Annotated in this window: 24 protein-coding genes and 1 tRNA gene; 7 read left to right on the top strand and 18 right to left on the bottom strand. The window is 66.0% G+C overall.

Annotated features, from left to right (window positions below):
• Window positions 1–16: 16 nt before the first annotated feature.
• Window positions 17–2359 carry a fimbria/pilus outer membrane usher protein gene (locus IFT71_RS12860; RefSeq protein WP_192141363.1) on the top strand — a complete coding sequence of 781 codons (2343 nt, stop codon included), beginning with the start codon at window positions 17–19 and terminating at the stop codon, window positions 2357–2359.
• Window positions 2356–2811 (top strand): spore coat protein U domain-containing protein, encoded by a 456-nt coding sequence (locus tag IFT71_RS12855; protein ID WP_192141362.1) that lies wholly within the window; start codon window positions 2356–2358, stop codon window positions 2809–2811. The genes IFT71_RS12860 and IFT71_RS12855 overlap by 4 nt, the downstream gene beginning before the upstream one ends.
• A 328-nt stretch (window positions 2812–3139) precedes the next feature.
• On the opposite strand, the gene IFT71_RS12850 is transcribed toward IFT71_RS12855, so the two are convergent.
• Window positions 3140–3230: transfer RNA gene (locus tag IFT71_RS12850), tRNA-Ser, on the bottom strand.
• An 88-nt stretch (window positions 3231–3318) separates the two neighbouring features.
• Between IFT71_RS12850 and IFT71_RS12845 the strand changes: the two genes are divergently transcribed.
• Window positions 3319–4179, top strand: a complete 861-nt coding sequence (locus IFT71_RS12845) for a peptidylprolyl isomerase (RefSeq protein ID WP_192141361.1) — start codon at window positions 3319–3321, stop codon at window positions 4177–4179.
• On the opposite strand, the gene mmsB is transcribed toward IFT71_RS12845, so the two are convergent.
• From mmsB to IFT71_RS12815, 6 genes are all read right to left on the bottom strand, one after another.
• A complete protein-coding gene (gene mmsB, locus IFT71_RS12840; RefSeq protein WP_192141360.1) occupies window positions 4176–5057 on the bottom strand; it encodes a 3-hydroxyisobutyrate dehydrogenase in 882 nt (293 codons plus the stop codon). The two genes, IFT71_RS12845 and mmsB, sit on opposite strands and share 4 nt — an antisense overlap.
• 194 nt (window positions 5058–5251) lie before the next feature.
• On the bottom strand, window positions 5252–6028 hold the full coding sequence (locus tag IFT71_RS12835; protein WP_192141359.1) for an enoyl-CoA hydratase: 777 nt from the start codon (window positions 6026–6028) through the stop codon (window positions 5252–5254).
• 53 nt (window positions 6029–6081) lie between these two features.
• Window positions 6082–7125: a 3-hydroxyisobutyryl-CoA hydrolase gene (locus tag IFT71_RS12830; RefSeq protein WP_192141357.1), complete on the bottom strand. Its 1044-nt coding sequence runs from the start codon at window positions 7123–7125 to the stop codon at window positions 6082–6084.
• 115 nt (window positions 7126–7240) lie between these two features.
• Window positions 7241–8386, bottom strand: coding sequence for an acyl-CoA dehydrogenase family protein (locus IFT71_RS12825; protein WP_192141355.1), 1146 nt, complete (start codon window positions 8384–8386; stop codon window positions 7241–7243).
• Window positions 8383–8793, bottom strand: coding sequence for a VOC family protein (locus IFT71_RS12820; RefSeq protein WP_192141352.1), 411 nt, complete (start codon window positions 8791–8793; stop codon window positions 8383–8385). Before IFT71_RS12820 ends, IFT71_RS12825 begins: the two co-directional genes overlap by 4 nt.
• Window positions 8793–10340, bottom strand: a complete 1548-nt coding sequence (locus tag IFT71_RS12815) for a CoA-acylating methylmalonate-semialdehyde dehydrogenase (protein ID WP_192141351.1) — start codon at window positions 10338–10340, stop codon at window positions 8793–8795. Before IFT71_RS12815 ends, IFT71_RS12820 begins: the two co-directional genes overlap by 1 nt.
• 94 nt (window positions 10341–10434) lie before the next feature.
• Between IFT71_RS12815 and IFT71_RS12810 the strand changes: the two genes are divergently transcribed.
• The gene (locus tag IFT71_RS12810; protein WP_192141349.1) at window positions 10435–11319 is read left to right on the top strand and encodes a LysR family transcriptional regulator; all 885 of its coding nucleotides are present in this window, start codon (window positions 10435–10437) and stop codon (window positions 11317–11319) included.
• Here the strand turns inward: IFT71_RS12810 and IFT71_RS12805 are convergent.
• On the bottom strand, window positions 11316–11702 hold the full coding sequence (locus IFT71_RS12805) for a potassium channel family protein (RefSeq protein ID WP_042466673.1): 387 nt from the start codon (window positions 11700–11702) through the stop codon (window positions 11316–11318). The genes IFT71_RS12810 and IFT71_RS12805 overlap by 4 nt on opposite strands.
• 143 nt (window positions 11703–11845) lie before the next feature.
• Between IFT71_RS12805 and IFT71_RS12800 the strand changes: the two genes are divergently transcribed.
• Complete coding sequence (locus IFT71_RS12800) at window positions 11846–13789, top strand: CocE/NonD family hydrolase (RefSeq protein ID WP_192141347.1); 1944 nt, start codon at window positions 11846–11848, stop codon at window positions 13787–13789.
• Window positions 13790–13911: 122 nt separating this feature from the next.
• Here the strand turns inward: IFT71_RS12800 and IFT71_RS12795 are convergent, their stop codons facing one another.
• From IFT71_RS12795 to IFT71_RS12750, 10 genes are all read right to left on the bottom strand, one after another.
• Window positions 13912–14766 carry a pirin family protein gene (locus tag IFT71_RS12795; protein ID WP_192141345.1) on the bottom strand — a complete coding sequence of 285 codons (855 nt, stop codon included), beginning with the start codon at window positions 14764–14766 and terminating at the stop codon, window positions 13912–13914.
• 1 nt (window position 14767) lies between these two features.
• Window positions 14768–15334: an NADPH-dependent FMN reductase gene (locus IFT71_RS12790; RefSeq protein WP_192141343.1), complete on the bottom strand. Its 567-nt coding sequence runs from the start codon at window positions 15332–15334 to the stop codon at window positions 14768–14770.
• A 133-nt stretch (window positions 15335–15467) separates the two neighbouring features.
• Window positions 15468–16505, bottom strand: coding sequence for a spore photoproduct lyase family protein (locus IFT71_RS12785; RefSeq protein ID WP_342212652.1), 1038 nt, complete (start codon window positions 16503–16505; stop codon window positions 15468–15470).
• 66 nt (window positions 16506–16571) lie between these two features.
• Window positions 16572–17120 (bottom strand): response regulator transcription factor, encoded by a 549-nt coding sequence (locus IFT71_RS12780; protein ID WP_197975339.1) that lies wholly within the window; start codon window positions 17118–17120, stop codon window positions 16572–16574.
• Window positions 17117–18427, bottom strand: coding sequence for an ATP-binding protein (locus tag IFT71_RS12775; protein WP_244654958.1), 1311 nt, complete (start codon window positions 18425–18427; stop codon window positions 17117–17119). The genes IFT71_RS12780 and IFT71_RS12775 overlap by 4 nt, the downstream gene beginning before the upstream one ends.
• Window positions 18428–18502: 75 nt before the next feature.
• Entirely contained in the window at window positions 18503–19219 is a 717-nt protein-coding gene (locus IFT71_RS12770; RefSeq protein WP_192141339.1) for an SURF1 family protein, read from the bottom strand.
• Window positions 19219–19620: a cytochrome o ubiquinol oxidase subunit IV gene (gene cyoD / locus IFT71_RS12765; protein WP_192141337.1), complete on the bottom strand. Its 402-nt coding sequence runs from the start codon at window positions 19618–19620 to the stop codon at window positions 19219–19221. Before cyoD ends, IFT71_RS12770 begins: the two co-directional genes overlap by 1 nt.
• Entirely contained in the window at window positions 19617–20261 is a 645-nt protein-coding gene (gene cyoC, locus IFT71_RS12760) for a cytochrome o ubiquinol oxidase subunit III (RefSeq protein ID WP_042467557.1), read from the bottom strand. The genes cyoD and cyoC overlap by 4 nt, the downstream gene beginning before the upstream one ends.
• Before the next feature lie 4 nt (window positions 20262–20265).
• Complete coding sequence (gene cyoB / locus IFT71_RS12755) at window positions 20266–22266, bottom strand: cytochrome o ubiquinol oxidase subunit I (protein WP_031395866.1); 2001 nt, start codon at window positions 22264–22266, stop codon at window positions 20266–20268.
• A gap of 10 nt (window positions 22267–22276) precedes the next feature.
• Window positions 22277–23488 (bottom strand): ubiquinol oxidase subunit II, encoded by a 1212-nt coding sequence (locus IFT71_RS12750; RefSeq protein WP_042467556.1) that lies wholly within the window; start codon window positions 23486–23488, stop codon window positions 22277–22279.
• A gap of 220 nt (window positions 23489–23708) precedes the next feature.
• Between IFT71_RS12750 and IFT71_RS12745 the strand changes: the two genes are divergently transcribed.
• Window positions 23709–25037 (top strand): MFS transporter, encoded by a 1329-nt coding sequence (locus IFT71_RS12745; RefSeq protein ID WP_031395864.1) that lies wholly within the window; start codon window positions 23709–23711, stop codon window positions 25035–25037.
• 319 nt (window positions 25038–25356) lie between these two features.
• A complete protein-coding gene (locus IFT71_RS12740) occupies window positions 25357–25737 on the top strand; it encodes a hypothetical protein (protein WP_192070777.1) in 381 nt (126 codons plus the stop codon).

The following is a 25737-nucleotide window of genomic DNA, read 5'->3' as shown; positions in this document are numbered from 1 at the left end:
GGGACGGGACCGTGCGATGCGCGCCAAAGCCCTCCGATCGACCTGTCGATTTCTCCTGATGATCTGCCTCGCTGACCATGCCGGGGCCGCTCCCGCACCGACGCTGCTGGAGGTCTGGATCAATGGGCGCCCGACCGGGAAAATCGGCGAGTTTGTTCTGCGCGGCGACGGACTGGCGGCAACCCCCAAGGAACTCGCGGAACTCGGCCTTTCCCCGCGCACCACGCCCGGCGATGAACTTGCGGACATCGTCGCCGACCGTGATTTTCGGTGGCACGTCGACCAGGCTACAGGCCGACTCTACGTGACCGCCTCCGAGGGGCGTTTGGTGAGAACGACGATCTCGGCCGCTGCCGATCCTGCCATGGCCGGAGCGGTGGAGAGCGGGACCGGTTCCACGCTGAACTACGATACGACAGCGACCGGCGATGCTCGTCGCCAGGCCTTTTCCGCGTACCTCGATACACGCGTCTTTTCAGGCCATGGGGTTGCGGCTGGTCAGGCCTTGATGACCGCATTCCGTTCGGGGACGACGACGACCTATCGCGCGACCAGGCTCGATTTCAACTACACCGTTTCGCTGCCCGACCGCCTGCTGCGGCTCAGGCTGGGCGACTTCATAACGTCGGGAGCGGACTCGCAACGGGCGATCCGGCTCGGCGGCATTCAATTCGGTTCGGACTTCGCGCTGCGACCCGACCTGATCACGATGCCGCTGCCCGATTTTCGTGGCAACGCGGTCGTCCCCACCATCGCCGACATCCTTGTGAACGACACATCCGCGATATCCCTGCCTATCGGCGCTGGTCCCTTCGAGATCCGCAACGTGCCGGTGCAGACGGGCAGCGGCAAAGTCTCGCTGAACCTCCAGAATTCCCTGGGACAATCCGTCAGGACGACGGTGGCCTATTATGCAAGCAATGCTCTGCTGGCACCGGGGTTGCACACGTTCGCTGTCCAGGCTGGCGTGATCCGGCATCAATTCGGGAGCCAGAGCAACGCCTACGGACAGCTCGCGGCGAGCGGCAGCTACCGCTGGGGCGTATCGCCACGGCTGACGGCGGCGCTCTATGCCGAAGCAACCCGCAACGCGGCGCTCATCGGGTCGGGCGTGTCGGTAAACTTGGCCAACCTGGCAATCGCCACGGGTGATTGCGCGGCGAGCAGCGGGCGGGACGGGAACGGCGTGCGCTGTGTCGCGCAAATCGAACACCGCGACTCACTGGTGTCGCTCAGGCTGTCCCATGGGTTTGCGACGAAGGACTTTCGCGACAACGCGGCAAGCGATGGCTATCCTGCCATTCGCCAGCAGACCGACGCCAGCATTGCGCTTGCAATGGGTCCGGCCGGTACGATGTCCCTCGGCTATACCGCACTCGATCAGGCAGGCGACGTCGCCTGGGGAAGGCTGAAGGGCGCGCCGGCGATGTTTGGCCGCGGCTCCGCGGTCCGTCTGGCGTCCGTCACCTACAGCGTGCAGCGGGGACCGGTATCGATCTACGCGAACGGCTCGCATGACACCACCGCACGCGGCGGCCGCAGCATCATGTTCGGCCTGTCGCTTCCCTTCGGACGACGCAATCAGGCGAGTGTTGATCGGCAGATGCAAGGCGGCCGCTGGCAAAGTCAGCTGCAGGCGGCGCGCGGCACGAGTGAGGCCGATTCATGGGGCTATCAGGCGGCAATCGGACGCGGCGCGATCGACAGCCAGTTTGTCGAAGTACAACATCGGTCCCGCATCGGATGGCTGGCCGCCGGGATCGATCGGACCAACGGTGCAACGACGATCCGTGCCCAGGCGCGCGGGTCCGTGTCCGCGATCGATGGCTCGGTATTCCTGTCGAATACTATCAACGACAGTTTCGCGATTGTCGACACGCAGGGTCTGGCAGGTGTTCGGGTGTTGCACGAAAACAGGGTCGCCGGCCGAACCGATCGGTCGGGCAAGCTGATGGTGACCGACCTGCGGTCGTTCCAGGTCAATCACCTCGCCATCGAGCCGACCGATCTGCCGCCCGATGCCGTGATCGCAACCGGGGAACGCGATGTCCGGCCACAGGACCGGGCAGGCGTCGTGCTCAGGTTTCCGATCAAACGACCAAATGGCGCAGTGCTGGTCCTGGTCGACGCAAGCGGTAGACCCCTTCCACCGGGAAGCACCGTCACGCTGGAAGCGTCCGGGGCGACGTTTCCCCTGGGCTTTGACGGGGAGACCTTCGTCGAGGGGCTCGACCAGCACACCGTCCTGAACGTCGCGCGCCCCGACGGCACGCGCTGCCGTGTCGGACTGTCCGTCACTGCGCGGGACCGGGGTCTCGCCCGGCTTGGCCCGTTTTCCTGTGTCGAGACAGCCCCGTGATCGCCCGCGTGCTGTTCGCGCTCTTCTGCCTCGCGATACCGGCTGTCGCGGATGCGGGATGCTCGGTATCGGCGAGCGGGATCGCGTTCGGGAACTATGACGGGTCTGCCACGTCGCCGGACGACGCGACGGGCACGATCACAATCAACTGCTTCATACTCTCCGGTCTCGGCGGGTACACGATCGCGCTCAGCCCGGGACGAGACGGCAGCTATACGGCGCGACGCATGATCTCTGGAACGGCGACCTTGCCCTATCAGCTTTATGCGGATCCGGCACGAACGCAGATCTGGGGCGACGGGTCGGGCGGGAGCTCCACCGTGCGGTCCTTCGATATCATCCCGTTGCTTGGCGGGAGCTCGACCTACCAGATTTACGGAAGGATCCCCGCCAATCTCTCGCCCCGCCCCGGAGCCTATAATGATACGATTGTAATTACGGTAAGTTATTGATCTATCACATATTTACGACTTTTGAACAGACGTCCGATCTCGGGAAGGGTCAGGCGACTAAACCCGTAGCCCATCGTCAGAACGAACGGCAGTTCACGGCAATCGCCGCCCGAAAGCGGACGGGCGGATTTTCACCGCTTTTACCGTTCAGCTCTGAGCATAGGCCGTACGCAATACAGGGGCGCGGCCTAACGCGACATAAACCACGGCCAGCGATATCCGCGGAAATCGTGAGGTGGCGTTCGGCTTCAAGCACGCGCGCTTTCGGGGAGCGGTTATGGGAACCCGACGATTTAATTGGAACTTTGGTTTTATATCAAAAGGGTGGTGGCGGAGCGGGAGGGATTCGAACCCTCGATACGCTTTTGACGTATACTCACTTTCCAGGCGAGCGCCTTCGACCACTCGGCCACCGCTCCGCATTGCTCTGGAACGCGCCTGCTAGAGCGGGTTTGGCTGCGGCGCAAGCGATTGCGTCATGCGCGGCACTCGGGCAGTCTCACGGCGATGATCACCGCCCTACTCGCCGCCGCCCTCGCCCAAGCCACGCCGGTGCCGACACCGCTGCCGTCCGATCCGGTCGCGGCGGACTGGGTCGCGGTGCCCGATGACGAGATTCTCGTCTTCACGCTGGCGAACGGGCACGGCTTCACGCTCCGGCTCGCACCTGCCTATGCGCCGGCGCATGTCGCCAACATCCGCGCGCTCGCCCGCGCGCGCTGGTGGGACACCGCGACCAGCGTCTACCGCGTCCAGGACAATTACGTCGCGCAATGGGGTGATGCGACCGAGAAGAAGCCGCTCGTCCCCGGCGTCGCGGACGTGATCGCCGCCGAATATGACATGCCCGGGCCGACCGCGATCGTGCGGCTCGCCAAGCGCGATCCCTATGCCGAATGGGCGGGCTACAGCGCGGATGGCTGGCCGCTCGCCGGGTCGGGCGCGCGGCAATGGCTGCCGCATTGCTACGGGATGGTCGGCGTTGCGCGTGATCTGGCGCCTAGCGTCGGCAGCGGCGCCGAACTCTACACCGTTATCGGCCATGCGCCGCGCGCGCTCGACCGCAACATCGCGGTCGTCGGGCGGGTAGTCGACGGGATCGAGTGGCTGTCGTCGCTGCCGCGCGGGACGGGCGAGCTCGGCTTCTACGCCACGCCTGCCGAACGCAGCCCGATCGTCTCGGCACGGCTGGCGAGCGACCTGCCCGCCGCCACCCGCCCGCACTTCCAGTACCGCGGGGCGCGCAACCCGCGCTTCACCGCCTGGATCGCGGGGCGCGAGAACCGGACGCCGCCGTTCTTCACGGTGCCGGCGGGCGGTGCGGACATCTGCAACGCGCTCCCGCCGGTCCGCCGCACGCCGGGTTAGGCGTTGCCCTGCAACGTGCGGATGATCGCGGAGAAGTCGAGTCCGCCCTGCCCGGCCTCGGCGAACGCCTCGTAGCGCTCGGCGGCCTTGGCCCCCATCGGCGTGTCGGCGCCGACATCCTGCGCCGCCGCCATCGCGAGCCTCAAGTCCTTGAGCATCAAGGCCGCCGCGAACCCGCCCTGATAGTCGTGGTCGGCGGGCGTGTCGGGGCCGATCCCCGGGAGCGGCGCATAGCTCGTCATCGACCAGCTCTGCCCCGACGAGACGCTGGCGATATCGTAAAAGGCCTGTGCGTCGAGCCCGAGCTTGTCCGCGAGCACGAACGCCTCGCAGGTCGCGATCATCGTCGCGCCCAGGATCATGTTGTTGCAGATCTTCGCCGCCTGCCCCGCGCCGTTCGCGCCGGCATGGATCACCGCCTTGCCCATCGCCGCTAGGATCGGCTCGGCGCGCTCGAACGCCGCCGCCGAACCGCCGACCATGAAGGTGAGCGTGCCCGCATTGGCAGCGCCGATCCCGCCGGAGACGGGCGCGTCGACCGCCGCGAGCCCCTTGGCCTGCGCGGCGTCGGCGACCTGCTTCGCGGTCGCGACGTCGATCGTCGAACAGTCGATCAGGATCGCGGTCGGGCCCGCGACGCCGAACAGCGCGTCATACACCTCGGCGACGTGCTTGCCCGCGGGCAGCATCGTCACGATCGCCTCCGCCCCGTCCGCGGCCTCGGCGGCGGAGTCGACGGGGAGGCAGCCCGCCGCCTTTGCCTTGGCCAGCGCGTCGGCGCTCAGGTCGAACGCGTGGACGTCATGGCCGTTCTTCGCGAGGTTCGCGGCCATGCCGCCGCCCATGTTGCCGAGCCCGATGAATCCGATGCGTGCCATGTTCTCTCTCCTAAATCTGCCGCGGCGACTGTGCCGCTCGCGCACCAACCCCGCCATTCGCGACTACGTCCCGCACGCCCCAACCCCGTCATCCTGACGAAAGTCAGGATCCAGAGCCAGGAACGACCCCGCCAGTAACCCTGGATCCTGACTTTCGTCAGGATGACGGGCAGCGACGATGACGGGTGGCCGCGCTACTTGCCCGTCCAGGCCCCCGCGCGCTTCTCAACGAACGCGGCCATGCCTTCGCTCTGGTCCGCGGTGCCGAACAGGCCGTGGAACAGCCGCCGCTCGAACTGGACGCCGTGCGACAGGCTCGTCTCGAACGCCGCGTTGACCATTTCCTTGTTCGCCAGCACCGCCAGCGGCGCCATCGCGGCGATGGTGGCTGCGGTCTTCACCGCCTCCTCGACCAGCTCGTCGGCGGGGATGATCCGCGAGACCAGCCCTGCGCGCTCGGCCTCGACCGCGTCCATCATCCGCCCGGTCAGCACCATCTCCATCGCCTTGGCCTTGCCGACCGCATGCGTCAGCCGCTGCGATCCGCCCATGCCAGGCGAAACGGCGAGCTTGATCTCGGGCTGGCCGAACTTGGCGGTGTCGGCGGCGAGGATGAAGTCGCACATCATCGCGACCTCGCAACCGCCGCCCAGCGCATAGCCCGCGACCGCGGCGATGATCGGCTTGCGCGTCCGCGTCACCTGCTCCCAGCCCGCGAAGAAGTTGCTCGCATACATGTCGGCAAAGCCCTGGCTCTGCATCTCCTTGATGTCCGCCCCCGCCGCGAACGCCTTGGCCGAACCGGTCAGCACCGCGCAGCCCTGCGACGAATCCGCATCGAACGCAGCGAACGCGGCGATCAGGTCGGCGAGCACCTGCGAATTGAGCGCGTTGAGCGCCTGCGGGCGGTTGAGCGTGACGAGCGTCACCGCACCGCGCTGCTCGACGAGGATCGTTTCGTAATCGGCCATGTCAGTCTCCTGTTCCGTCACCTCAGCGAACGCTGGGGTGACGTGCTCTATGTTCAACCCGGCGTCCACGCCTCGGCAGCTGGCAACGGCGCGAAGATCTGGTCGATCACATGATCGCTCACCGCCTCGGGCGTTGCCGGATCCCAGCGCGGCGCATTGTCCTTGTCGACGATCACCGCGCGCACGCCCTCGATGAAGTCATGCCGCTGCACGACATGCGCGCCGACCGCATATTCCTGTTTCATCTCGTCTGCGAAACTCGCCATCGCCGCGCCCTCGTGAAGCAGCCGGAGCGACACCTTCATCGTCTGCGGCGACTTGGTTTTGAGCGTCGCAAGCGTCTTCGCGGCCCACTCACCACCATCGACGTCGAGCGCGGCATAGATTTCCTCGAGCACATCGGACGCGAACAGCCGGTCGATCTCGTCACGATGCGTCATAATCTCGGCATCGTCGGGTACGTCGGACGACCCTTCGAGTATGACGTCGATCTCGCGGGGACGCTCGACGATCCAGTCCTTCACGCTCTCGAGCTTGGCGCTCGTCAGATAATGCGTCGCCAGCCCCAGCGCCAGGCAATCGGCGCCGTTGATCCGGTGCCCGGTCAGCGCGAGATACTGCCCGATCCGCCCTGGCAGCCGCGACAGATACCATCCCCCGCCGACATCGGGGAACAGCCCGATCCCCGTCTCGGGCATCGCGAACTTCGTGTTCTCCGTCGCGACGCGGTACGTGCACGGCAAGGCGAGCCCGACGCCGCCGCCCATCGTGATCCCGTCCATGAACGCGACGATCGGCTTGGCATAGACGAACAGCCGGTGGTTCATCCGATACTCGGCGTGAAAGAACGCGCGCGCTTCGGCGCCGTCGCCGGCTCCCGACGCGGCGAGCATCCGGATATCGCCCCCGGCGCAGAACCCGCGCCCCTCGGCATGATCCACGATGATCGCCTCAACTGACGCATCCCCGCGCCACGCCTCGAGCGCCTCCAGCACGCCTTCGCACATCGCCAGATTGAGCGCGTGCAACGCCTTGGGCCGGTTCAGCCGAATCCGGCCGACAGGCCCTTCATTCTCGACGATCAGATCATCGGTCACGCGATCACCTCCCGGGCATCATCTCCGCGCCTCCGCGCCTCCGCGCGAACAAAACTTCTTTTCACGCGGAGGCGCGGAGACGCGGAGTGGAAGGCATAGCGATCGCTGCGCGGGCTCATTGCCGGGTCAGCTCGCGGCCGACGATCATGCGCATGACCTGGTTGGTACCCTCGAGGATCGAATGCACACGCAGGTCGCGCCAGAAGCGTTCGATCGGGTAATCCTGCAGATACCCGTAGCCGCCGTGCAGCTGCAACGCGCGGTCGACCACCGACGAGCCGGTGTCCGTCGCCAGCCGCTTCGCCATCGCCGCGAACTTGGTCTTGTCGGGCGCGTTCGCCGTGACCTTGGCCGCCGCCATGTAGAGCAGCGCGCGCGCCGCCTCGAGTTCGGTCGCCATGTCGGCCAGCATGAACTGCGTGTTCTGGAAGTCCGCGATCGGCTTGCCGAACTGCTTGCGGTCGCGCGTATAGGCGATCGCCTCGTCGAGACACCGCTGCGCGCCGCCGAGCGAGCACGCACCGATGTTCAGCCGCCCGCCGTCGAGCCCCATCATCGCGATCCGGAAGCCCTCGCCCTCGCCGCCGACCATGTTGGCGCCCGGCACACGGACGCTGTCGAAGATCACCTGCCGCGTCGGCTGCGAATGCCAGCCGAGCTTCTTCTCGTTCGCGCCGAACGACACGCCGGGCATGTCTTTCTCGATCACCAGGCAGGAAATGCCCTTGGGCCCCTCCTCACCAGTGCGGACCATGGTGACGTACACCTCGTTCTCGCCTGCGCCCGAGATGAACTGCTTCGATCCGGTCACGATCCAGTCGTCGCCGTCGCGCACCGCGCGCGTCTTCAGCGCGGCGGCGTCCGACCCCGAGCCCGGCTCGGTCAGGCAATAGCTCGCCAACCGGTCCATCGTCACCAGATCGGGAAGATACTTGTCCTTCACCGCGGCCGAGCCGAACCGGTCGATCATCCACGCCGCCATGTTGTGGATGCTGATGAACGCGCTCGTCGACGGACACCCATACGACATCGCCTCCATGATCAACGCGGCTTCGAGGCGCCCGAGCGCGATGCCGCCGCTCTCCTCGCTGACATAGATCGCCGCGAAACCGAGCTCGGCCGCCGCCTTGATCGTGTCGCGCGGGAAGATGTGCTTCTCGTCCCAATCGGCCGCATGCGGGGCGATCCGGTCGGCGGTGAAGCGGCGCGCGAGCTCCTGGATCTCGCGCTGGTCGTCGGTGAGGTCGAACTGGTTGGTCACGAGGAAACTCCATCAATACCGGCGCCTGGCGTCAATCCGACCAGATCCCATCTGTTGCCGTACAGGTCCGCGAATACGACGACCGATCCATACGGCTCGTTGCGCGGCTCTTCGAGAAAATGCACGCCCCGAGCTTTGAGCGTCGCGTACGCGCTGCTGAAATCGTCGGTATGCAGAAAATAGCATACGCGTCCGCCGCCGGCCCGGCCAATCGCGGCCGACTGCTCGTCGTTGATCGCTTTTGCCAGCAGCAGGTCGGAACCGCCGCCGGGGGCAGCGACACGGACCCAACGCTTGCCGCCACCGAGATCGGTATCCTCGACCAGTGAGAAGCCGAGCATAGTGACGAAATACGCAATGGCCTCGTCATAGTCGCGGACGACCAAGGCAACCGACGCGAGCCGCATCACCCCATCGTCGGAATGACGAACGCGTCGTTGTTCCGCGCCGGACCGCCATCTTCCGCCATCGCCGGCAGCGCGGACCCATCAGGCCAGCGCTGCGTGATCGTCTTGACCTTGGTCCAGAACTTCACGCCCTCCATGCCGTGCTGGTTGGTGTCGCCGAACGCCGAACGCTTCCAGCCGCCGAACGTGTGATACGCCACCGGCACCGGGATCGGCACGTTGATGCCGACCATGCCGACGTTAACCCGCGCCGCGAACTCGCGCGCGGCGTGGCCGTTGCGCGTGAAGATCGCGACGCCGTTGCCGTACTGATGCTCGCTAGGCAGCCGCACCGCCTCCTCGAAATCCTTCGCGCGGACGATCTGCAACACCGGCCCGAAGATCTCCTCCTTGTACGCCGACATCTCCGTGGTGACGTGATCGAACAGCGACGGCCCGATGAAGAACCCCTTCTCATGCCCCTGCAGCTCGAACCCGCGCCCGTCGACGACCAGTTCCGCACCCTCGTCGACACCCGTCTGGATCCAGTTCTCGATCCGGCTGCGATGCGCCGCGTTCACCACCGGGCCGTAATGCGCGTCATTGTCGGTCGAAACACCCACGCGCAGCGCGGCGATCGCCGGGATCAGCTTCTCACGCAAAGCAATCGCCGTCTTCTCGCCGACCGGCACCACCACCGGCAATGCCATGCACCGCTCGCCAGCGCTCCCGAACGCTGCGCCCGACAGATCGGCGACGACCTGGTCGAGATCCGCGTCGGGCATGACGATGCCGTGGTTCTTCGCCCCTCCCATCGCCTGGACGCGCTTCCCCGCCTCGACGCCGCGACGGTAGACGTAATGCGCGATGTCGGACGAGCCGACGAAGCTGACCGCACTGATCGCCGGATGATCGAGGATAGCGTCGACCATTTCCTTGTCGCCGTGGACGACCTGGAAGATCCCCTCGGGCAGCCCCGCCTCGAGGAACAGCTCGCCGAGGCGTACCGGTACCGACGGATCGCGCTCGGACGGCTTCAGGATGAACGCGTTGCCCGTCGCGATCGCGACGCCGCTCATCCACAGCGGGATCATCGCCGGGAAGTTGAACGGGGTGATGCCAGCACCGATGCCGAGCGGCTGGCGCATCGAATAGACGTCGATCCCAGGCCCCGCGCCCTGCGTGTATTCGCCCTTGAGAATGTGCGGGATCCCGCAGCAGAACTCGATCACCTCGAGCCCGCGCTGTATATCGCCCTTCGAATCCGCGATCACCTTGCCGTGCTCGGACGACAGCAGCCGCGCGAGCTCGTCCATGTTCGCTTCGACGAGCCGCTTGAACTCGAACATCACGCGCGCGCGGCGCTGCGGGTTGGTCGCTGCCCAGCCCGGCTGCGCCTTGTGCGCGGCGGCGACTGCCCGGTCGAGGTCGGCCTGCGTGCCGAGCGTCACGCGCGCCTGGATCTCGCCGCTATTGGGATCGAACACGTCACCTGTGCGCCCGCCGCCGGAGGGTGGCCCGCCCGCAGTGCCGCCTGCGATCAGATGCTCGATGGTGCGAACGGTCATGGCGCCTCTCCTTGTTTTGCGGCCTCTACACCACCGCATCCCGCACGACACAAGCGATAGACTTGCAGGCGCTAGCTGTATATTTGCAGCCAGCATGGACTGGAGCGACCTTCCGATCTTCCTTGAAGTCGCCCGCGCGCAGCAGCTTGGGCGCGCCGCGGCGAGCCTCGGCGTCGATGCGACGACGGTCGGCCGCCGCCTCCGTCGGCTCGAGACCGCGGTCGGCCAGCGGCTGTTCGAACAAGGCCCCGATGGCCAGATCCTGACCAGCGCCGGCGAAGACCTGCTCGCGCGCGCGACCGCGATGGCGGCGATCGCGTCGGACATCCGCACCCCGCCCGCGGGCCGGACCGAGGTCGACGGCACGATCCGCGTCAGCGTCGCCGAAGGGTTCGGCACCTGGTTCGTCAGCCGGCATCTCGGCACGCTCGCGCAGGCGCATCCGAAACTCGCGGTCGATCTCGTCGCGACCAGCGGCTTCCTCAACCCGACCCGGCGCGAGACCGACGTCGCGGTCCTGCTCGCACGCCCGCGCCGCGGTCCGCTGCGGACGCGCAAGCTCACCGACTATACGCTGCGGCTCTACGCATCGGCAGAGCATCTCGCGGCGAACGGTCCGGTGCACGGCATCGCCGACCTGCGCGACCGGCGGATGATCGGCTATGTCCCCGACATCGTCTATGCGCCCGAGCTGCGCTATCTCGACGAGATCCCGGGTGTCCGCGACCCGGTGCTGCGTTCGTCGAGCATCAACGCGCAGGCGCACATGATTGCGGCGGGCGCGGGGATTGGCGTGCTCCCGTGCTTCATCGGCGAAGCCTATCCCGGGCTTGTCGCGATCCTCCCCGACATCCGCATCAGCCGCGCCTTCTGGCTGGTGACGCACCAGGACACCGGCCGCTTCGACGCGATCCGTGCTTTTACCGACTGGCTGGTGGCGCTGGTCGGCCGCGAGCGCGCGGTGCTGGTCGCCGACTAGGGCTGACGCGGCTCGCGCGAAAGAATCGCCTCGATCCGCGCGAGCGCCAACTTGATCTCCTCCTGCTCGGCATGGGTGAAGGCGTCGCTGTCGACGATCATCTTGGCCGCCATTTTCGCGGTCAGCAGCGGCACGAGGAACAGCGGCACCGCATGCATCAGCGCGACCGCGACGATCTTGCCCCCCATCGTCACCGGAAACACGTCGCCATAGCCGATCGTCATCGCGGTCACGAACGACCACCAGATGCCGACATCGACCGGCTTGCCCTCGAACGTCGCAAACAGCGCCGCGCAGATCAGGATAGTCGAGACATAGCCGACGATCAGGATCGGCAAGGCCTGGATGAACGGCCGCCACGATCCCTTTGCCCTGCGCGCCATGATACCCCCCGGTTGTTTCGGCACATCATCCAGTAAGCGGCCGACATTTCAAGCGGTACGCACGCGGCTGATCGATCACGAACCCGATTGCCCCCGCGCGACAATTGCGCCTAGCTTGGCCGCATCCTCTTCCGGAGCGTTTCATGACCCTCAAGCTCGTCCTTCTTGCCTCGATCGCGCTCGCCACCGTTTCGTCGGCGCAGGTGCCCCAGACTGTTTCTGACAAGACTGCCCCCGCCGGCGGCGACGTGCCCGCCAAGTTCGTCCCCGCCACCGCCAACCGCGACTACGTCAAGCGCGAGGTGATGGTCCCAATGCGTGACGGGACGAAGCTCTACACCGTAATCGTCTATCCCAAGGGGCTGACCAATGCGCCGATCGTGCTGACGCGCACGCCCTATGACGCCAAGTCGCGCGCGACGCGGATGGACAGCCCGAGCATCCTCTCGACGTTGCCGCTCGCCGACGAGATGTTCGTCAAGGGCGGGTATATCCGCGTCTATCAGGACGTCCGCGGCAAATATGGCTCGGAGGGCGAGTATGTCGTCACGCGCCCGGTGATCGGCCCGCTCAACCCGACCAAGGTCGATCATGTCACCGACGCCTATGACACGATCGACTGGCTGGTGAACAAGGCGAACCTGCCCGAATCGAACGGCCGCGTCGGCATGATCGGGTCGTCCTATGAGGGCTTCACCGTCGTCATGGCGCTGCTCAACCCGCACCCTGCGCTCAAGGCCGCGGTGCCCGAAAGCCCGATGATCGACGGCTGGATGGGCGACGACTGGTTCCATTACGGCGCCTTCCGCCTCGCCAACATAGCCTGGCTCGGCGGCCAGACCGGGTACAAGGGCGCGGGCAAGGCGCCACCGACGGGCGGCTATGACGATTACGAAAATTTCCGCCGCATCGGCTCGGCGGGCGACTGGGCCAAGGCGTCGGGCTACGACCAGCTTCCCTATTGGCAGCGCATGGTCGCACATCCCGCCTATGACGCATTCTGGCAGGGCCAGGCGCTCGACAAGTTGCTCGCCGCCAACCCTTCGAACGTGCCGACGCTCTGGGAACAGGGGCTATGGGATCAGGAGGACATGTACGGCGCGATCACCGCGTGGGAGGCGCTGAAGGCGAAGGGCAAGATGGGTAACAACCATCTCGTCATGGGTCCGTGGCGGCACAGCCAGGTCAATCGCGACGGCCGCAGCCTCGGCCCGTTCCAGTGGGACGGCGACACGGCGCAGCAGTTCCGCGAACAGATGGTGCTGCCGATGTTCGACCAGTATCTGAAGGACGGCCCCGCGGTCACGCTGCCCGCCGCCGCGATCTACAACACCGGCGAGAATCACTGGGACAAGCTCTCGACCTGGCCACTCGCCTGCGAGAGCGGCTGTGCCGCGCCGCTTAAGCCGATCTACCTCGGCGCAGAGGGCGGGCTGGGCTTCACCAAGGCGGCGAGCGGCGGCGACAGCTATGTCTCCGACCCCGCCAAGCCCGTCCCGCATCTGCCGAGGCCGGTCAATTTCGGCGACGGCCGCTGGGGCGACTGGCTGGTCAGCGACCAGCGCGGCGTCGATGGCCGCACCGACGTGATGACCTACACGACCGAGGTGCTGACGACCCCGGTGCGCGTGTCGGGCGCACCGATCGCGGACATCTATGCCAAGACGACCGGCACCGATGCCGACTTCGTCGTCAAGGTGATCGACGTCTATCCCGACGAGGTCGCGAGCGATCCGAAGATGGGCGGCTATGAACTGCCGATCAGCCTCGACATCTTCCGCGGCCGCTACCGCGACAGTTTCGCCAAGCCGAGTGCGATTCCTGCCGGCAAGACGCAGCGCTACAAGTTCCGCCTGCCGACCGTGAACCACGTGTTCCAGCCGGGTCACCGGATCATGGTGCAGGTCCAGTCGAGCCTGTTCCCGCTCTACGACCGCAACCCGCAGACCTTCGTCCCCAACATCTTCCTCGCGAAGAAGGCGGACTACAAGAAGGCGACGGTAACGATCGAACGCGGCGGCGCGACGGCCAGCGCGGTGTGGCTGCCGGTGGTCGCGGTCGACCAGTCGGCCGTGCTGGCGAAGTAAGCCCCCCGCCCCACCACCGTCATTCCCGCGAAGGCGGGAACCCAGACTGGCTGACCTCAAGGCTTTGTTACTGAGGCCAGCCAGTCTGGATCCCCGCCTTCGCGGGGATGACGGGTAAGGGCCTAGGCGATAACCGGCGCAGGCCCGAACAGCCCCGCCTGGTAATCGCGGATCGCCTCGCCGATCTCCTCGCGCGTCGTCATCACGAACGGCCCGTGCGCCACGACCGGCTCGTCGATCGGATCCGCATGGCCGAACACCAGCCGCACCGGACCTGACGCCGCGACCTCGACCGTATCGCCGTCCTCACCGAACGTGACGAGATGCCACGGCTCGACGACCGTACCGCCAACCTCGGGCCGCCCCTCGATCACATAGAAGAATACGCTGCGACCGCGCGGCGCAGGCAGTCTCACCTTGCCCCCGGCCGCCAGCTCGACCGTCATCATCGCGACTCCCGTCAGCGACTCAACCGGCCCCGCCTGCCCTTCAAACGTCCCCGCGATCACATTCACGACGCCGCCCTCGACCGCGACCACCGGAATATCCTCGCGTTGGAGCCCGGTATAGGCGGGCTTGGTCATCTTCAGCCGCCCCGGCAGGTTGACCCACAATTGCAGGATCTCGAGCGGCCCGCCGTCGCGCTTGAACGACGCGGGCGAGACCTCCGCATGGATCAGCCCCGATCCCGCGGTCATCCACTGCACCCCGCCCGCCTGCATCACGCTTTCGTGCCCACCGCTGTCGAGATGCGCCATTTCGCCGCTCAGGATGAAGCTGACCGTCTCGAACCCGCGATGCGGATGCGGCCCGAACGGCAGGCCGTTATTGCCGGGCCGATAGGTCTGCGGCCCATGATGGTTGAGGAATAGGAACGGATCGACTTGCGGCAGTTGCGGCCCCGGCAGCGGGCGCCGCGTGACGAGATCGGCGATGTCGTCACGCTGGGCGGGATAGGTCCGCAGCACGCGCCGCATCTCAGTTCGCCTCGCGCACGGCCGACGCGGGCCGTTCGATCTCCGCCAGCAGGGCGTCGATACCGCTCAACAGGAAGTCGAGCGTCGACGTGTCGCTCAGCCGCCCGTCGGCGATCTTCTCGTGAACCGCGCCGATCACCGATTGCGGCCGCAGCAGCGTGCGCGCGCCGATCGACGCCAGCGTCTCGTTCAACTGCGCCTGCGCCCGGGCGCCGCCGACCGCGCCCGGCGACGAGGTCAGTGTGAACACCGGCTTCCCCGTCAGGGTTGCCTTGCCATAAGGCCGCGACGCCCAGTCGAGCGCGTTCTTCAACACGCCGGGCATGCCGTGATTATATTCGGGCGACGCAATCACGATCCCGTCCGCCTCGCCGATCGCGGCGCGCAGTGCGGCGACCGTCTCGGGTGGCGTGTCGGTATCGGCATCCTGATCGTACATCGGGATCGCGTTGAGCGGGAAGATCCGCAGTGTCGCCTTGTCCCCCAGCGCATCGGCGAGCGAATTGAGGATCGCGGCGTTGAACGACTGGCGGCGCAGGCTGCCGGAAATACCAAGAAGGACGGGCATGCAGAAATCTCCTGTTGTCACACGCGAGCGCCGGGCGACGGCGGCGCGCAAATTCTTGGTAGGCAAATAGGCGACGGCACCGGCGCCCACCAGCGCAGGGTCGGCAACGCTGTGTTGCCCGGTTGGACGGCGATCAGGTCCAGTAGAGGATCCGCGCCTCGGGCAGGCGCGCCGCGATCTCGTCGGCGAAGAAGGTGCGCAACGCCCGCATCGTGTCCGCATCATAGACATATTTGACCGAGCCGAACTTGGTGCGCTTCTCGGTGCGGTTCGCCATGCCGAGATCGAGCGACGAGCCGGGATACCAGGTCTGCAGCACCGCCTTGGACCCGGGCGTGTAGCGATGCGTGATCAGCTCGATCGTGAGGTCCGGGATATCGCCGAGCACCTGCCCCGCCTGCGCGATCAGCTCGGCATAGGCGTCGCGCCATCCCTCCGCGGCGATGATCGGCGCGATCGTCAGCCCGACCTTGTACCCCGCATCCGCCATCCGGCGCAGCGCGACCAGCCGGGCTGCGACCGGGCTCGTGCCACCCTCGAACCGCGCATAGCCCGCCGGGTTGATCGAGGCGCGCATCCGCGTCCGCCCCGCGTGATCGAGCGCGAGCAATGGCTCGACCGCGTCGAACTTCGTCGTGAAGCGCAGCTGGACGTCCGCCTCCCACGCGCCGAAATGCGCGATCAGCGCGGACAGCGACCCGGTGACATGATCGATCGCGAGCGGATCGGTATAACAGGACGCCTCGAACGTCGTGCCCTCGTGCGCGCGCGTGGCGGAGCGCGAGGTGACCGTCCCCTGGCCGAGATGCGCGGGAAGCTCGGCCAGGATCTCGGGCAGGTTCGCATAGACCCGCGTGATCGGCGGCCCCTTAAGAGACCCCGCGAGATAGCAATAGCCGCAATGCGCAGGGCACCCTTCGGCGAGATCGATTCGCCAGTCGGCGCTCGGCGCGATCGGCTGCAACCGGCGTTTCGACGGCGGGGCGACGACCAGCGCCAGCGTCGCCTTTGCCTGTGCATATTGCTGCCGGGGATCGTCGGGCAGGTCGAGGCGAAGACGATCGCTCGGCAGCGTCGTCACCGCCACGTCCAGCGCATGCGCCCGCGCGACGATCTGTTCGCCATGGTCCCAGAGGAGCGACGAAGGCGTCGCGAGGAGGCGCCGCGGCACCCAGAGGCGGGAGGAAGAGGGCGACACCATCGCACCATAACGCCCGCCCCACGCCAAGCGTTGCGGCTATTTGACCGGCCGCTTCTCGAGTTTGCGCGCGAGCGTCCGCCGGTGCATCCCGAGCTGCCGAGCGGTCTCCGATATATTGAACCCGGTTTCCGCCAGCGTCGCGTGGATCCGCTCCCATTCGAGCGTCTTGATCGTCGCGCGGCGTTCGGTCACCGCGGTGTCGACCTTGCCCTCGGTCCGGTCGAACGCCGCCTCGATGTCGTCGGTGTTGGACGGCTTGACCAGATAATGCGAGGCGCCAAGCTTGATCGCCTCGACCGCGGTCGCGATGCTCGCAAAGCCGGTCAGCACGACGACGAGAATATCGGGATCATGCGCGTGCAGCGTCTGGACGCAGACCAGCCCGGATGCCCCGCCGAGCTTCAGGTCGACCACCGCATATTGCGGCACGTCGTCGGCGAGCAGCACGACCAGATCCTCATGGCTCGCCGCAAGCCGGACCGCATAGCCACGCCGCTCGAACGAGCGTTTCAGCGTGCGCGCAAACGTCTCGTCGTCCTCGACGATCACGAGGCGCTTGACCGGAGGGATATCGGGCTCGCTCATTCGTCACGCTCCAGAGCGATCGCCGCCAGCGGCAGCATCAACGTCACTTCCGCACCACCCGTCTCGCGGTTGGCGACCGCCACGCTGCCCCCCAACTTGCGCATCGCATTGACCGCGAGGAACAGGCCGAGGCCATGGCCGGGATCGCGCTTGCTCGACTGATAGGGCTTGCCGAAGCTCGCCAGCTTGTCGCGCGTGAACCCCGGCCCGTGATCGCGCACGATCAACGCCAGATGATCGCCCGACCGCTCGCCCGAAAACCCGACCCAGGCGGGCGATGCTTCGGCGGCATTGTCGAGCACGTTGGCGATCACCTGCTTGAGCGCGGGATCCGATACGATCAGCGGGTCGTCGCCGAGCCGGCTGGTATAGTCGAACTCGACACCGGCGTGCAGCGCGCGCCAGTCCTCGACGATCGCGTCGAGGAAGACATGCAGCGGCACGACCTCGGGCGCCTCGCCGCGCGCCTCGCCCGCCGCGAGCAGGATGTTGGTGACGATCGTCTTGCACCGCTGGACCTCGGCTTGCATCTCGCCGATCTCCTCGAGCATCCCCGCATCTGTGACGAGCGCGGGCATCCGCTTCCAGTCGTTGAGGATGACCGCCAGCGACGCGAGCGGCGTGCCGAGTTCGTGCGCGGCACCCGACGCGAGCAGCCCCATGCGAACGATATGATCCTCCTCCGCCGCCTGCTGGCGCAGATCCGCCAGATGCTCGTCGCGGGCGCGCAGATTGCCCGTGATCCGCGTCATGAAAAGTACCAGCAGCGTCGCGACGAGCAGGAAATTGAGCAGCGACCCGACCGTGTAGAGCGCGAAATACTCGCCCGCATAATCGGTTGGCAGGGCAAGCGGACGATACCGGATCGTCAGCAGCGCGAAACACCCGCCCGTCACCCCGACGATCGCCCAGCTCGACCAGCGATCGAGCAGCACCGCGCCCAGCACGACCTGCAACAGATACAGCGCGATGAATGGGTTGGTCGCGCCGCCACTGAGGTAGAGCTGGACGGTCAGCAACCCGACGTCGAGCAGCATCGCGAGCAGCAGCTGCGCATTCGCCCCGCGCTGCCAGCCATAGAGCCGCATGCTCGCGAGGTTCAGCGCGACAGACGCCGCCATCGCCATCAACATTGGCACCAGCGGCAGGTCGATCCCCAGCAGGAAGCGGACCGTCAGCACGGTGACCAGTTGTCCCGCCACCGCGATCCAGCGCAGCGTGACCAGCTGCCGCATGTTCGCATTGCCCGCCGCATCGGTATCCGCGCGCGCACGGCTGACCCAGGCCTGCCACCGCGAGGAGTCCATCGCCAATCTCATCGTGTCGTGCGCCGTCACGCGGTCCATCTCTCCTGCGACGCGCTCAACGCACGGCGTCGCCGGTCAGCGCTTATCACGACGACGATCGTGGCGCACGAACACGACGAAGCCGATCACCGTCATCGCGGCGAGGCCGAACCATGTCAGCATGTAGACGAGATGATTGTTCGGAAACGCGATGACGGTCTGGCCGCCGACCGGTGCGCCGTCCCCGACCTTGTCCGCGTCGATGAAATAGGGCGCCGCGCGGCCAAGGCCACGCGCGCCCGCGATCGCAGCCACGTCGCGCGAATACCACTTGTCGGTCGCGGGATCATTCTTGCGCAGGAAGCCACCGCCGGGTTCTGCGATCCGCAGATAACCCGTCACGGTCACCGTCCCGACCGGCCGCGCATAGGCGCCGCGCTGTTCGGGCGAGACATAGCCGCGGTTGACAAGAACATCGAAGCCCTGCGCGGTCCGCAGCGGCGTCATCACCCAATAGCCGCTGCCGAGCGCGGTCGCGGCGCGGACCAGCGTCGTGCGGTCATGCGCGAAGACGCCGCTCACCCGGATCCGGCGATACGCATCGCTGCTCGCCGTGATCGCCGGCCAGTATGCCGGGCCGGGTGGCGCGACCGGTGCGGCCTGCGACCGCGCGGCCACCTGCCGGATCAGGTCGAGCTTCCAGACGCGCCGTTCGACCTGCCACACACCCAGCGCGCAGAACCCGGCGAACAGCAGCAGCGCGATGAAGCCCGCCACCCAGATCGCCGGCCGCGGCCGGGCATGCCGTGTCATCACATATCTACCGCGGCCTGCATCGGCATCATGTTGGTGTTGAGGTGATACATGACCCAGATCGAGCCGCTGAGCGTGATCACGACGAGGATGATCGTGAAGATCAGCGCCATCATCGTCCAGCCATTCTCGGACTTCCCGTTCATGTGCAGGAAATAGATCATGTGGACGACGATCTGGATCACCGCGAACAGCATGATCACCAGCGCGGCGGTCGACGGATCCTTGAACGCGCCGGTCATCACGGCCCAGAACGGAATCGCGGTCAGGATGACCGAGAGGAAGAACCCCTTGAGGTAGCTCTTGCGCGTCCCGTGCGACGCGTGGTCGTAGCCATGCCCATGATCGTCATGAGCGTGGTCGGCATGCGCGTCGTGCGCGGTGGCGGGGCGGTCGGTCATCGCAGCGAACCCATCAGATAGACGAAGGTGAAGACGCCGATCCAGATGACGTCGAGGAAATGCCAGAACATGCTGAGGCACATCAGGCGGCGCTTGTTCGCGGCGATCAGGCCGTGCTTCTGCACCTGCACCATCAGCGTGACGAGCCAGATGAAGCCCATCGTCACGTGCAGGCCGTGCGTGCCGACCAGCGTGAAAAAGGACGACAGGAACGCGCTGCGGGTCGGACCCGCGCCCTCATGGATGAGGGTGGCGAACTCGTACATTTCGATCGACAGGAAGGCGAGGCCGAACAGCCCGGTAAAGGCCAGCCACATCTGCATGATGCGCTGACGCCCTTCCTCCATCGACAGCATCGCGAAGCCATAGGTGATCGACGAGAACAGCAGCATCGCAGTGTTCACCGCGACGAGCGGCAGCTCGAAGATTTCCTTGGGCGTCGGTCCGCCGGCATAGCTGGTGCCGAGCACGCCGTAAGCCGCGAACAGCACCGCGAAGATGAGGCAATCGCTCATCAGGTACATCCAGAAGCCCAGCATCGTGCTGCTGCCCTCGGGATGGTGATGCTCTTCGAGCTGGTAGAACGAGAGGGGCTCACCCTTCTCGTCCAGACCGTCCTTCTTCAATGATACCGAAGACATCGCGTCAGGCTCCCTGGGTCGCGAGCATGCGGGTGCGCGCGTCCTCGCTGGCGATCACGTCCTCGACCGGGATGTAGAAGTCGCGCTTGTAGTTGAAGGTGTGGAAGATCGTCGTGGCGAAGATCCCGACCAGCGTCAGACCCGCGAGCCACCACATGTACCAGATCATCGCGAAGCCGAAGGCGATGCTGAGCACGCCCAACACGACGCCGGTACCGGTGTTGCTCGGCATGTGGATCGCGCGAAAGCCGCTGACCGGCCGCTGATGCTTGCGGTCCTTCATGTCGTACCAGGCGTCCAGGTCATGGACGACGGGCGTGAACGCGAAGTTATAGTCGGGCGGCGGCGACGAGGTTGCCCATTCGAGCGTCCGGCCACCCCAGGGATCGCCGGTGTGATCGGCGAGCGCCTCGCGGTTGCGGATGCTGACGAAGATCTGGATCAGGAAGGCAGCGATGCCGACCGCGACCAGTGCTGCACCGAAGGCGGCGATGACGAACCAGATCTGCAGGTTCGGATCGTCGAAATAGCGCATGCGGCGGGTCACGCCCATCAGGCCGAGCACATAGAGCGGCATGAAGGCGAAGTAGAAGCCCGACACCCAGCACCAGAACGAGACCTTGCCCCACTTCTCGTCCAGCTTGAAGCCGAACGCCTTCGGGAACCAGTAGTTGATCCCGGCGAACATGCCGAACAGCGTGCCGCCGATGATCACGTTATGGAAATGCGCGACCAGGAACAGCGAGTTGTGCAGCACGAAGTCGGCAGGCGGCACCGCGAGCAGGACGCCGGTCATGCCGCCGATCGTGAAGGTCACCATGAAGGCGATCGTCCACATCATCGGCAGTTCGAACCGGATCCGCCCCTTGTACATGGTGAACAGCCAGTTGAAGATCTTGGCCCCGGTCGGGATCGAGATGATCATCGTGGTGATGCCGAAGAACGAGTTGACGCTCGCCCCCGACCCCATGGTGAAGAAGTGGTGCAGCCAGACGAGGTACGACAGGATCGTGATGACGAGTGTCGCATAGACCATCGAGCTGTAGCCGAAGAGGCGCTTGCCCGAGAAGGTCGAGGTGACCTCCGAGAAGATGCCGAACGCCGGCAGGACCAGGATGTAGACCTCGGGGTGACCCCAGATCCAGATCAGGTTGACGTACATCATCGGGTTGCCGCCCGCGTCGTTCGTGAAGAACGCGGTACCGATGTAACGGTCGAGCGACAGCATCGCGAGCACCGCGGTCAGCACCGGGAAGGCGGCGACGATCAGGATGTTGGTGCACAGCGCGGTCCAGGTGAAGATCGGCATCTTCATCATGCCCATGCCGGGCGCACGCATCTTGACGATGGTCGCGACCAGATTAACGCCGGACAAGAGTGTCCCGATGCCCGCGATCTGCAAGGCCCAGATATAATAATCGACCCCGACATCGGGCGAATAGGCGATCCCCGACAGCGGCGGCATCGCGAGCCAGCCGGTCCGCGCGAACTCGCCGATGAACAGCGACATCATGACGATCACGGCACCCGCCGCGGTCATCCAGAAGCTGAAATTGTTCAGGAACGGGAAGGACACGTCGCGCGCACCGATCTGGAGCGGGACGACATAGTTCATCAGACCCGTGACCATCGGCATCGCCACGAAGAAGATCATGATCACGCCGTGTGCGGTGAAGACCTGGTCATAGTGATGCGCGTTGAGATAGCCTTCGCTACCCCCGAACGCCATCGCCTGCTGCAGGCGCATCATGATCGCGTCGGAGAAGCCACGCAGCAGCATGACGATCGCGAGGATCATGTACATGATCCCAATCTTCTTGTGGTCGACGCTGGTGAACCACTGGTTCCACAGATAGCCCCACACCTTGAAATAGGTGAGCGCGGCCAGCAGCGCGGCGCCGCCGATCGCCACCATGCCGAACGTCGCGACGACGATCGGTTCATGCAGCGGCAGCGATTCCAGCGTCAGTCGGCCGAAGATCGTCTTCAATATGGAGTCTGACATGAGCTTTTCTCTAGCCGTTCGCGACGGGGCGCGAGCCCGGCATGGTTGAGGGGGTCAGCATGGTGTGATTGCGGTTGGCAGGCGAGCCGGGCGCGGCGTTGGCGCCGTCGCGTTTTATGTCGGCTGGCGCAGACCAGTGTTTCCCGCTCCCCTTTTCGTCGCCGTCCTTCATCAAGCCGCCCTCGGGTCGAGGGCCGGCGTCCTGCGGCCCGCTGCCGCCATTGACGCCGGGCATCGCCATGCCGTCATGCGGGTTCTTGCCCATCATGTCCGACATGCACGGCTTGCCGGGCTTCACGCACTGCTCGACGATCGCCTTGAACAGCGAACTCTCGACACCGCCGAAATAGCGGACCGGGACCTTCTCGCTCGGCTTTTCGAGCTGCATGTAATTCGCACGGTTCAGACCGCCGCCGCCGTTCCGGACCTTCGCGACCCAGGCATCGAAGCCTGCGTCGGACACGCCGTGGAAGCGGAAGCGCATGCCCGAAAAGCCCGCGCCGCTATAGTTGGACGAGAAGCCTTCGTAATTGCCGGGCTTGTTGATCACCGCATGCAGCGTCGTCTCCATCCCGGGCATGGTGTAGATCATGCCGGCGAGCGCGGGGATGTAGAAGGCGTTCATCACCGAGGACGAGGTCATCTTGAAGCGCAGCGGGCGATCGACCGGCGCGGCCAGTTCGTTGACCGTGGCGATGCCGTATTCGGGGTAGATGAACAGCCACTTCCAGTCGAGCGCGACCACTTGGACGTCGAGCGGCTTGCCGCCCGTGATCGTCTGCTGGTTGCCCGCGAGCTGCCCGACCGGCGTGTTCTCGCCGATATCGCCGCTCTGCGCGGAGATGCGGCCGAGCGGACGATAGGGATCCAGCAGATGCGTGCTGGTCCAGGTCAATGCGCCCAGTGCGATGATGATCAGCAGCGGCACGCCCCAGATCAGCAGCTCGAGCCCGACCGAGTGATCCCAGGTCGGCTCGTACTTGGCGCTCTTGTTCGCCTGCCGGTAATGATAGGCGAAGAACAGCGTCAGCGCGATCACCGGGACGATGATGATGAGCATCAGCCCGGTGGAGATGAGGACCAGGTCACGCTGCTGCACCGCAATATCGCCAGACGGAGACATCACGACCCAGTTGCATCCACTGATCAACAGCGCGGGCAGCAGGGCTGCTGCGCGTAAGAGCCAGGATCGGGGCCTGGAATTCGATAGCTCGGCGGTCATGTACTCGCCCCTACGCCGCTGTTAGATCATTCCATAGTGGACAATTTGTCCAATGGGCGCCGCACTGCAGCAAAGGCATGGCGCTCATGATGCGACAGAGATAGGTCTCTCGGTGTGACTCCGAAAGGCCCTGCCCGCAGTCGACGAAAAGGCGTATGATCGGTGCGCCGTCCGAAAAGGCCATTGGGCGGCGAGCCGCCTCACGGAAGCGAGTTTGAGAATGAGTGCACACGCCGCATCGACGTCTTTTGAAGACGATGCCCGCGATCTTCACGATCACGGGAAAAAGGTGTCGCCGGGCGAGATCGCGATCGGCGTCGTCATCGGACGCACGTCCGAATTTTTCGACTTTTTCGTCTATGCGATCGCCTCGGTCATCGTCTTCCCGACGCTGGTCTTCCCCTATGTCGACCGGCTGCAGGGGACGATCTACTCGTTCGCGGTGTTCGCGCTCGCCTTCATCGCGCGCCCGCTCGGGTCGGTGATCTTCATCGCGGTCGACCGGCTCTATGGCCGTAGCGCCAAGCTGACGATCGCGCTGTTCCTGCTCGGCACGGCGACCGTGGCGATGGGCTTCCTCCCCGGCTATGCGCAGGTCGGCAATTGGTCGGTCGTGCTGCTGTCGATCCTGCGTATCGCGCAGGGCATCGCGCTCGCAGGTGCCTGGGACGGTCTCGCCTCGCTGCTCTCGCTCAACGCGCCCGAGGGACGCCGCGGCTGGTACGCGATGCTGCCACAGCTCGGCGCGCCGTTCGGCCTGCTGGTGGCCAGCGGCCTGTTCGCCTTTTTCGTCGCGACGCTGCCTGCCGCCGACTTCATCGACTGGGGCTGGCGCTATCCGTTCTTCGTGGCGTTCGCGATCAACGTCGTCGCGCTCTTCGCCCGTCTCCGCCTCGTCGTCACCCCTGAGTTCACGACGCTGTTCGAATCGCGTGCGCTACAGCCGGCGCCCGTGCTCGACACGATTCGCGCGGAAGGCCGCACCATCGTGCTCGGCGCCTTCGCTCCGCTCGCCAGCTTCGCGTTGTTCCACATGGTGACCGTGTTCCCGCTGTCATGGATCGTGCTGTTCACCCGCGAAACGCCGGGCCGGTTCCTGACGATCGAGGTGATCGGCGCGGCGATCGGTCTGTGCGCGACGCTCGTTTCCGGGCTGCTGGCCGATCGCATCGGTCGCCGCACGCTGCTCGGCAGCACCGCAGTGCTGATCGCGCTGTTCGCGATCGGCGCGCCGATGCTGCTCGACGGCGGCGCGACCGGTGAGTGGGTGTTCATGATCGTCGGCTTCGCTCTGTTCGGCCTGTCCTTCGGCCAGTCGTCGGGCTCGCTCGCGACCAGCCTCGGCAAGACGCACCGCTATACCGGCTCGGCGCTGACGACCGATCTGGCCTGGCTGTTCGGTGCGGGCTTCGCCCCGCTCGCCGCGTTGCTCCTGTCGAGCAAGCTCGGCCTCGCTGCCAGCGGCGCCTATCTGTTCTCGGGTGCGGTCTGCACGCTGATCGCGCTTGGCGTGAACAAGGAACTGGCGAAGCGCGCCAACGAGGGCTGAGCCGACCGGCGGGGCGGCGCAAAGCTGCCCGCCTATGCAAGACTGCACGACTGACGTCACCCGCCGCCTCCGCGGTGCGGTGACGTTACGGTTTCCGGCCCTGTCGAAACCCTACCCGGCGGTACAAAAAGGCGATTGACGCCCACCCACGCTTACTATACCGAGCGGTATCGAAGACGATCGGGGTTCAGGGATCCTGCTCCGGTCTTCACCGACCGATGATATTGCTGCCGCCCCCAAGCGCTGCACCATAACTCGACCTGTTTCCCACGTGGCACCCTCGCCGCGTGCCCCTTTGTCCATCCGAAGAGACCCGACCATGGCCTATCTCGACCTCGACAACCTGTTCGCCGCCCCCGTCGCCAGCCGGCCGACGATCAGCGCCGCGCAGACCGAAGGCCGGGCCGGGTTCACGCAGCTCGAATGGCACGTCATCATGCTGGCCAAGCAAGACGGCCTGCGCAGCCTGGCAGTGCCGGGACGGCTGGACCGCGCGCTGCGGACGATCTTCGGCCTGTCCGAGCGATCGCCGCTGGCCGACCCGCGGCTCGAGGCGCTGCGTCGGCTCGCGGTCCATGCGTGGCGCCACGGCTTCGCGCTGCCGGTCGCCGAGATCGAGCGCTTCCTCGCCGCAGGCTTTCACCGCGGCCAGATCGAAGTCCTGGTCCAGCGCGTGACGGGCCTGCGCGTCGCATCCTGA

The sequence above is a fragment of the Sphingomonas sp. CFBP 13733 genome (assembly GCF_014841795.1).
Classification (GTDB): domain Bacteria; phylum Pseudomonadota; class Alphaproteobacteria; order Sphingomonadales; family Sphingomonadaceae; genus Sphingomonas; species Sphingomonas aerolata.
The sequence above is the reverse complement of the archived record's forward strand: the minus strand, read 5'-3'. Positions and strand labels throughout refer to the sequence as shown.

What these genes read in the sequence shown, in the direction of transcription:
- IFT71_RS12860 (WP_192141363.1), top strand. Translation starts at nt 17, where the DNA reads ATGCGCGCCAAAGCCCTCCGATCGACCTGTCGATTTCTCCTGATGATC.
- IFT71_RS12845 (WP_192141361.1), top strand. Translation starts at nt 3,319, where the DNA reads ATGATCACCGCCCTACTCGCCGCCGCCCTCGCCCAAGCCACGCCGGTG.
- mmsB (WP_192141360.1), bottom strand. Translation starts at nt 5,057, where the DNA reads ATGGCACGCATCGGATTCATCGGGCTCGGCAACATGGGCGGCGGCATG.
- IFT71_RS12835 (WP_192141359.1), bottom strand. Translation starts at nt 6,028, where the DNA reads ATGGCCGATTACGAAACGATCCTCGTCGAGCAGCGCGGTGCGGTGACG.
- IFT71_RS12820 (WP_192141352.1), bottom strand. Translation starts at nt 8,793, where the DNA reads ATGCGGCTCGCGTCGGTTGCCTTGGTCGTCCGCGACTATGACGAGGCC.
- IFT71_RS12815 (WP_192141351.1), bottom strand. Translation starts at nt 10,340, where the DNA reads ATGACCGTTCGCACCATCGAGCATCTGATCGCAGGCGGCACTGCGGGC.
- IFT71_RS12810 (WP_192141349.1), top strand. Translation starts at nt 10,435, where the DNA reads ATGGACTGGAGCGACCTTCCGATCTTCCTTGAAGTCGCCCGCGCGCAG.
- IFT71_RS12805 (WP_042466673.1), bottom strand. Translation starts at nt 11,702, where the DNA reads ATGGCGCGCAGGGCAAAGGGATCGTGGCGGCCGTTCATCCAGGCCTTG.
- IFT71_RS12800 (WP_192141347.1), top strand. Translation starts at nt 11,846, where the DNA reads ATGACCCTCAAGCTCGTCCTTCTTGCCTCGATCGCGCTCGCCACCGTT.
- IFT71_RS12795 (WP_192141345.1), bottom strand. Translation starts at nt 14,766, where the DNA reads ATGCGGCGCGTGCTGCGGACCTATCCCGCCCAGCGTGACGACATCGCC.
- IFT71_RS12790 (WP_192141343.1), bottom strand. Translation starts at nt 15,334, where the DNA reads ATGCCCGTCCTTCTTGGTATTTCCGGCAGCCTGCGCCGCCAGTCGTTC.
- IFT71_RS12780 (WP_197975339.1), bottom strand. Translation starts at nt 17,120, where the DNA reads ATGAGCGAGCCCGATATCCCTCCGGTCAAGCGCCTCGTGATCGTCGAG.
- IFT71_RS12775 (WP_244654958.1), bottom strand. Translation starts at nt 18,427, where the DNA reads ATGGACTCCTCGCGGTGGCAGGCCTGGGTCAGCCGTGCGCGCGCGGAT.
- IFT71_RS12770 (WP_192141339.1), bottom strand. Translation starts at nt 19,219, where the DNA reads ATGACACGGCATGCCCGGCCGCGGCCGGCGATCTGGGTGGCGGGCTTC.
- cyoD (WP_192141337.1), bottom strand. Translation starts at nt 19,620, where the DNA reads ATGACCGACCGCCCCGCCACCGCGCACGACGCGCATGCCGACCACGCT.
- cyoC (WP_042467557.1), bottom strand. Translation starts at nt 20,261, where the DNA reads ATGTCTTCGGTATCATTGAAGAAGGACGGTCTGGACGAGAAGGGTGAG.
- cyoB (WP_031395866.1), bottom strand. Translation starts at nt 22,266, where the DNA reads ATGTCAGACTCCATATTGAAGACGATCTTCGGCCGACTGACGCTGGAA.
- IFT71_RS12750 (WP_042467556.1), bottom strand. Translation starts at nt 23,488, where the DNA reads ATGACCGCCGAGCTATCGAATTCCAGGCCCCGATCCTGGCTCTTACGC.
- IFT71_RS12745 (WP_031395864.1), top strand. Translation starts at nt 23,709, where the DNA reads ATGAGTGCACACGCCGCATCGACGTCTTTTGAAGACGATGCCCGCGAT.
- IFT71_RS12740 (WP_192070777.1), top strand. Translation starts at nt 25,357, where the DNA reads ATGGCCTATCTCGACCTCGACAACCTGTTCGCCGCCCCCGTCGCCAGC.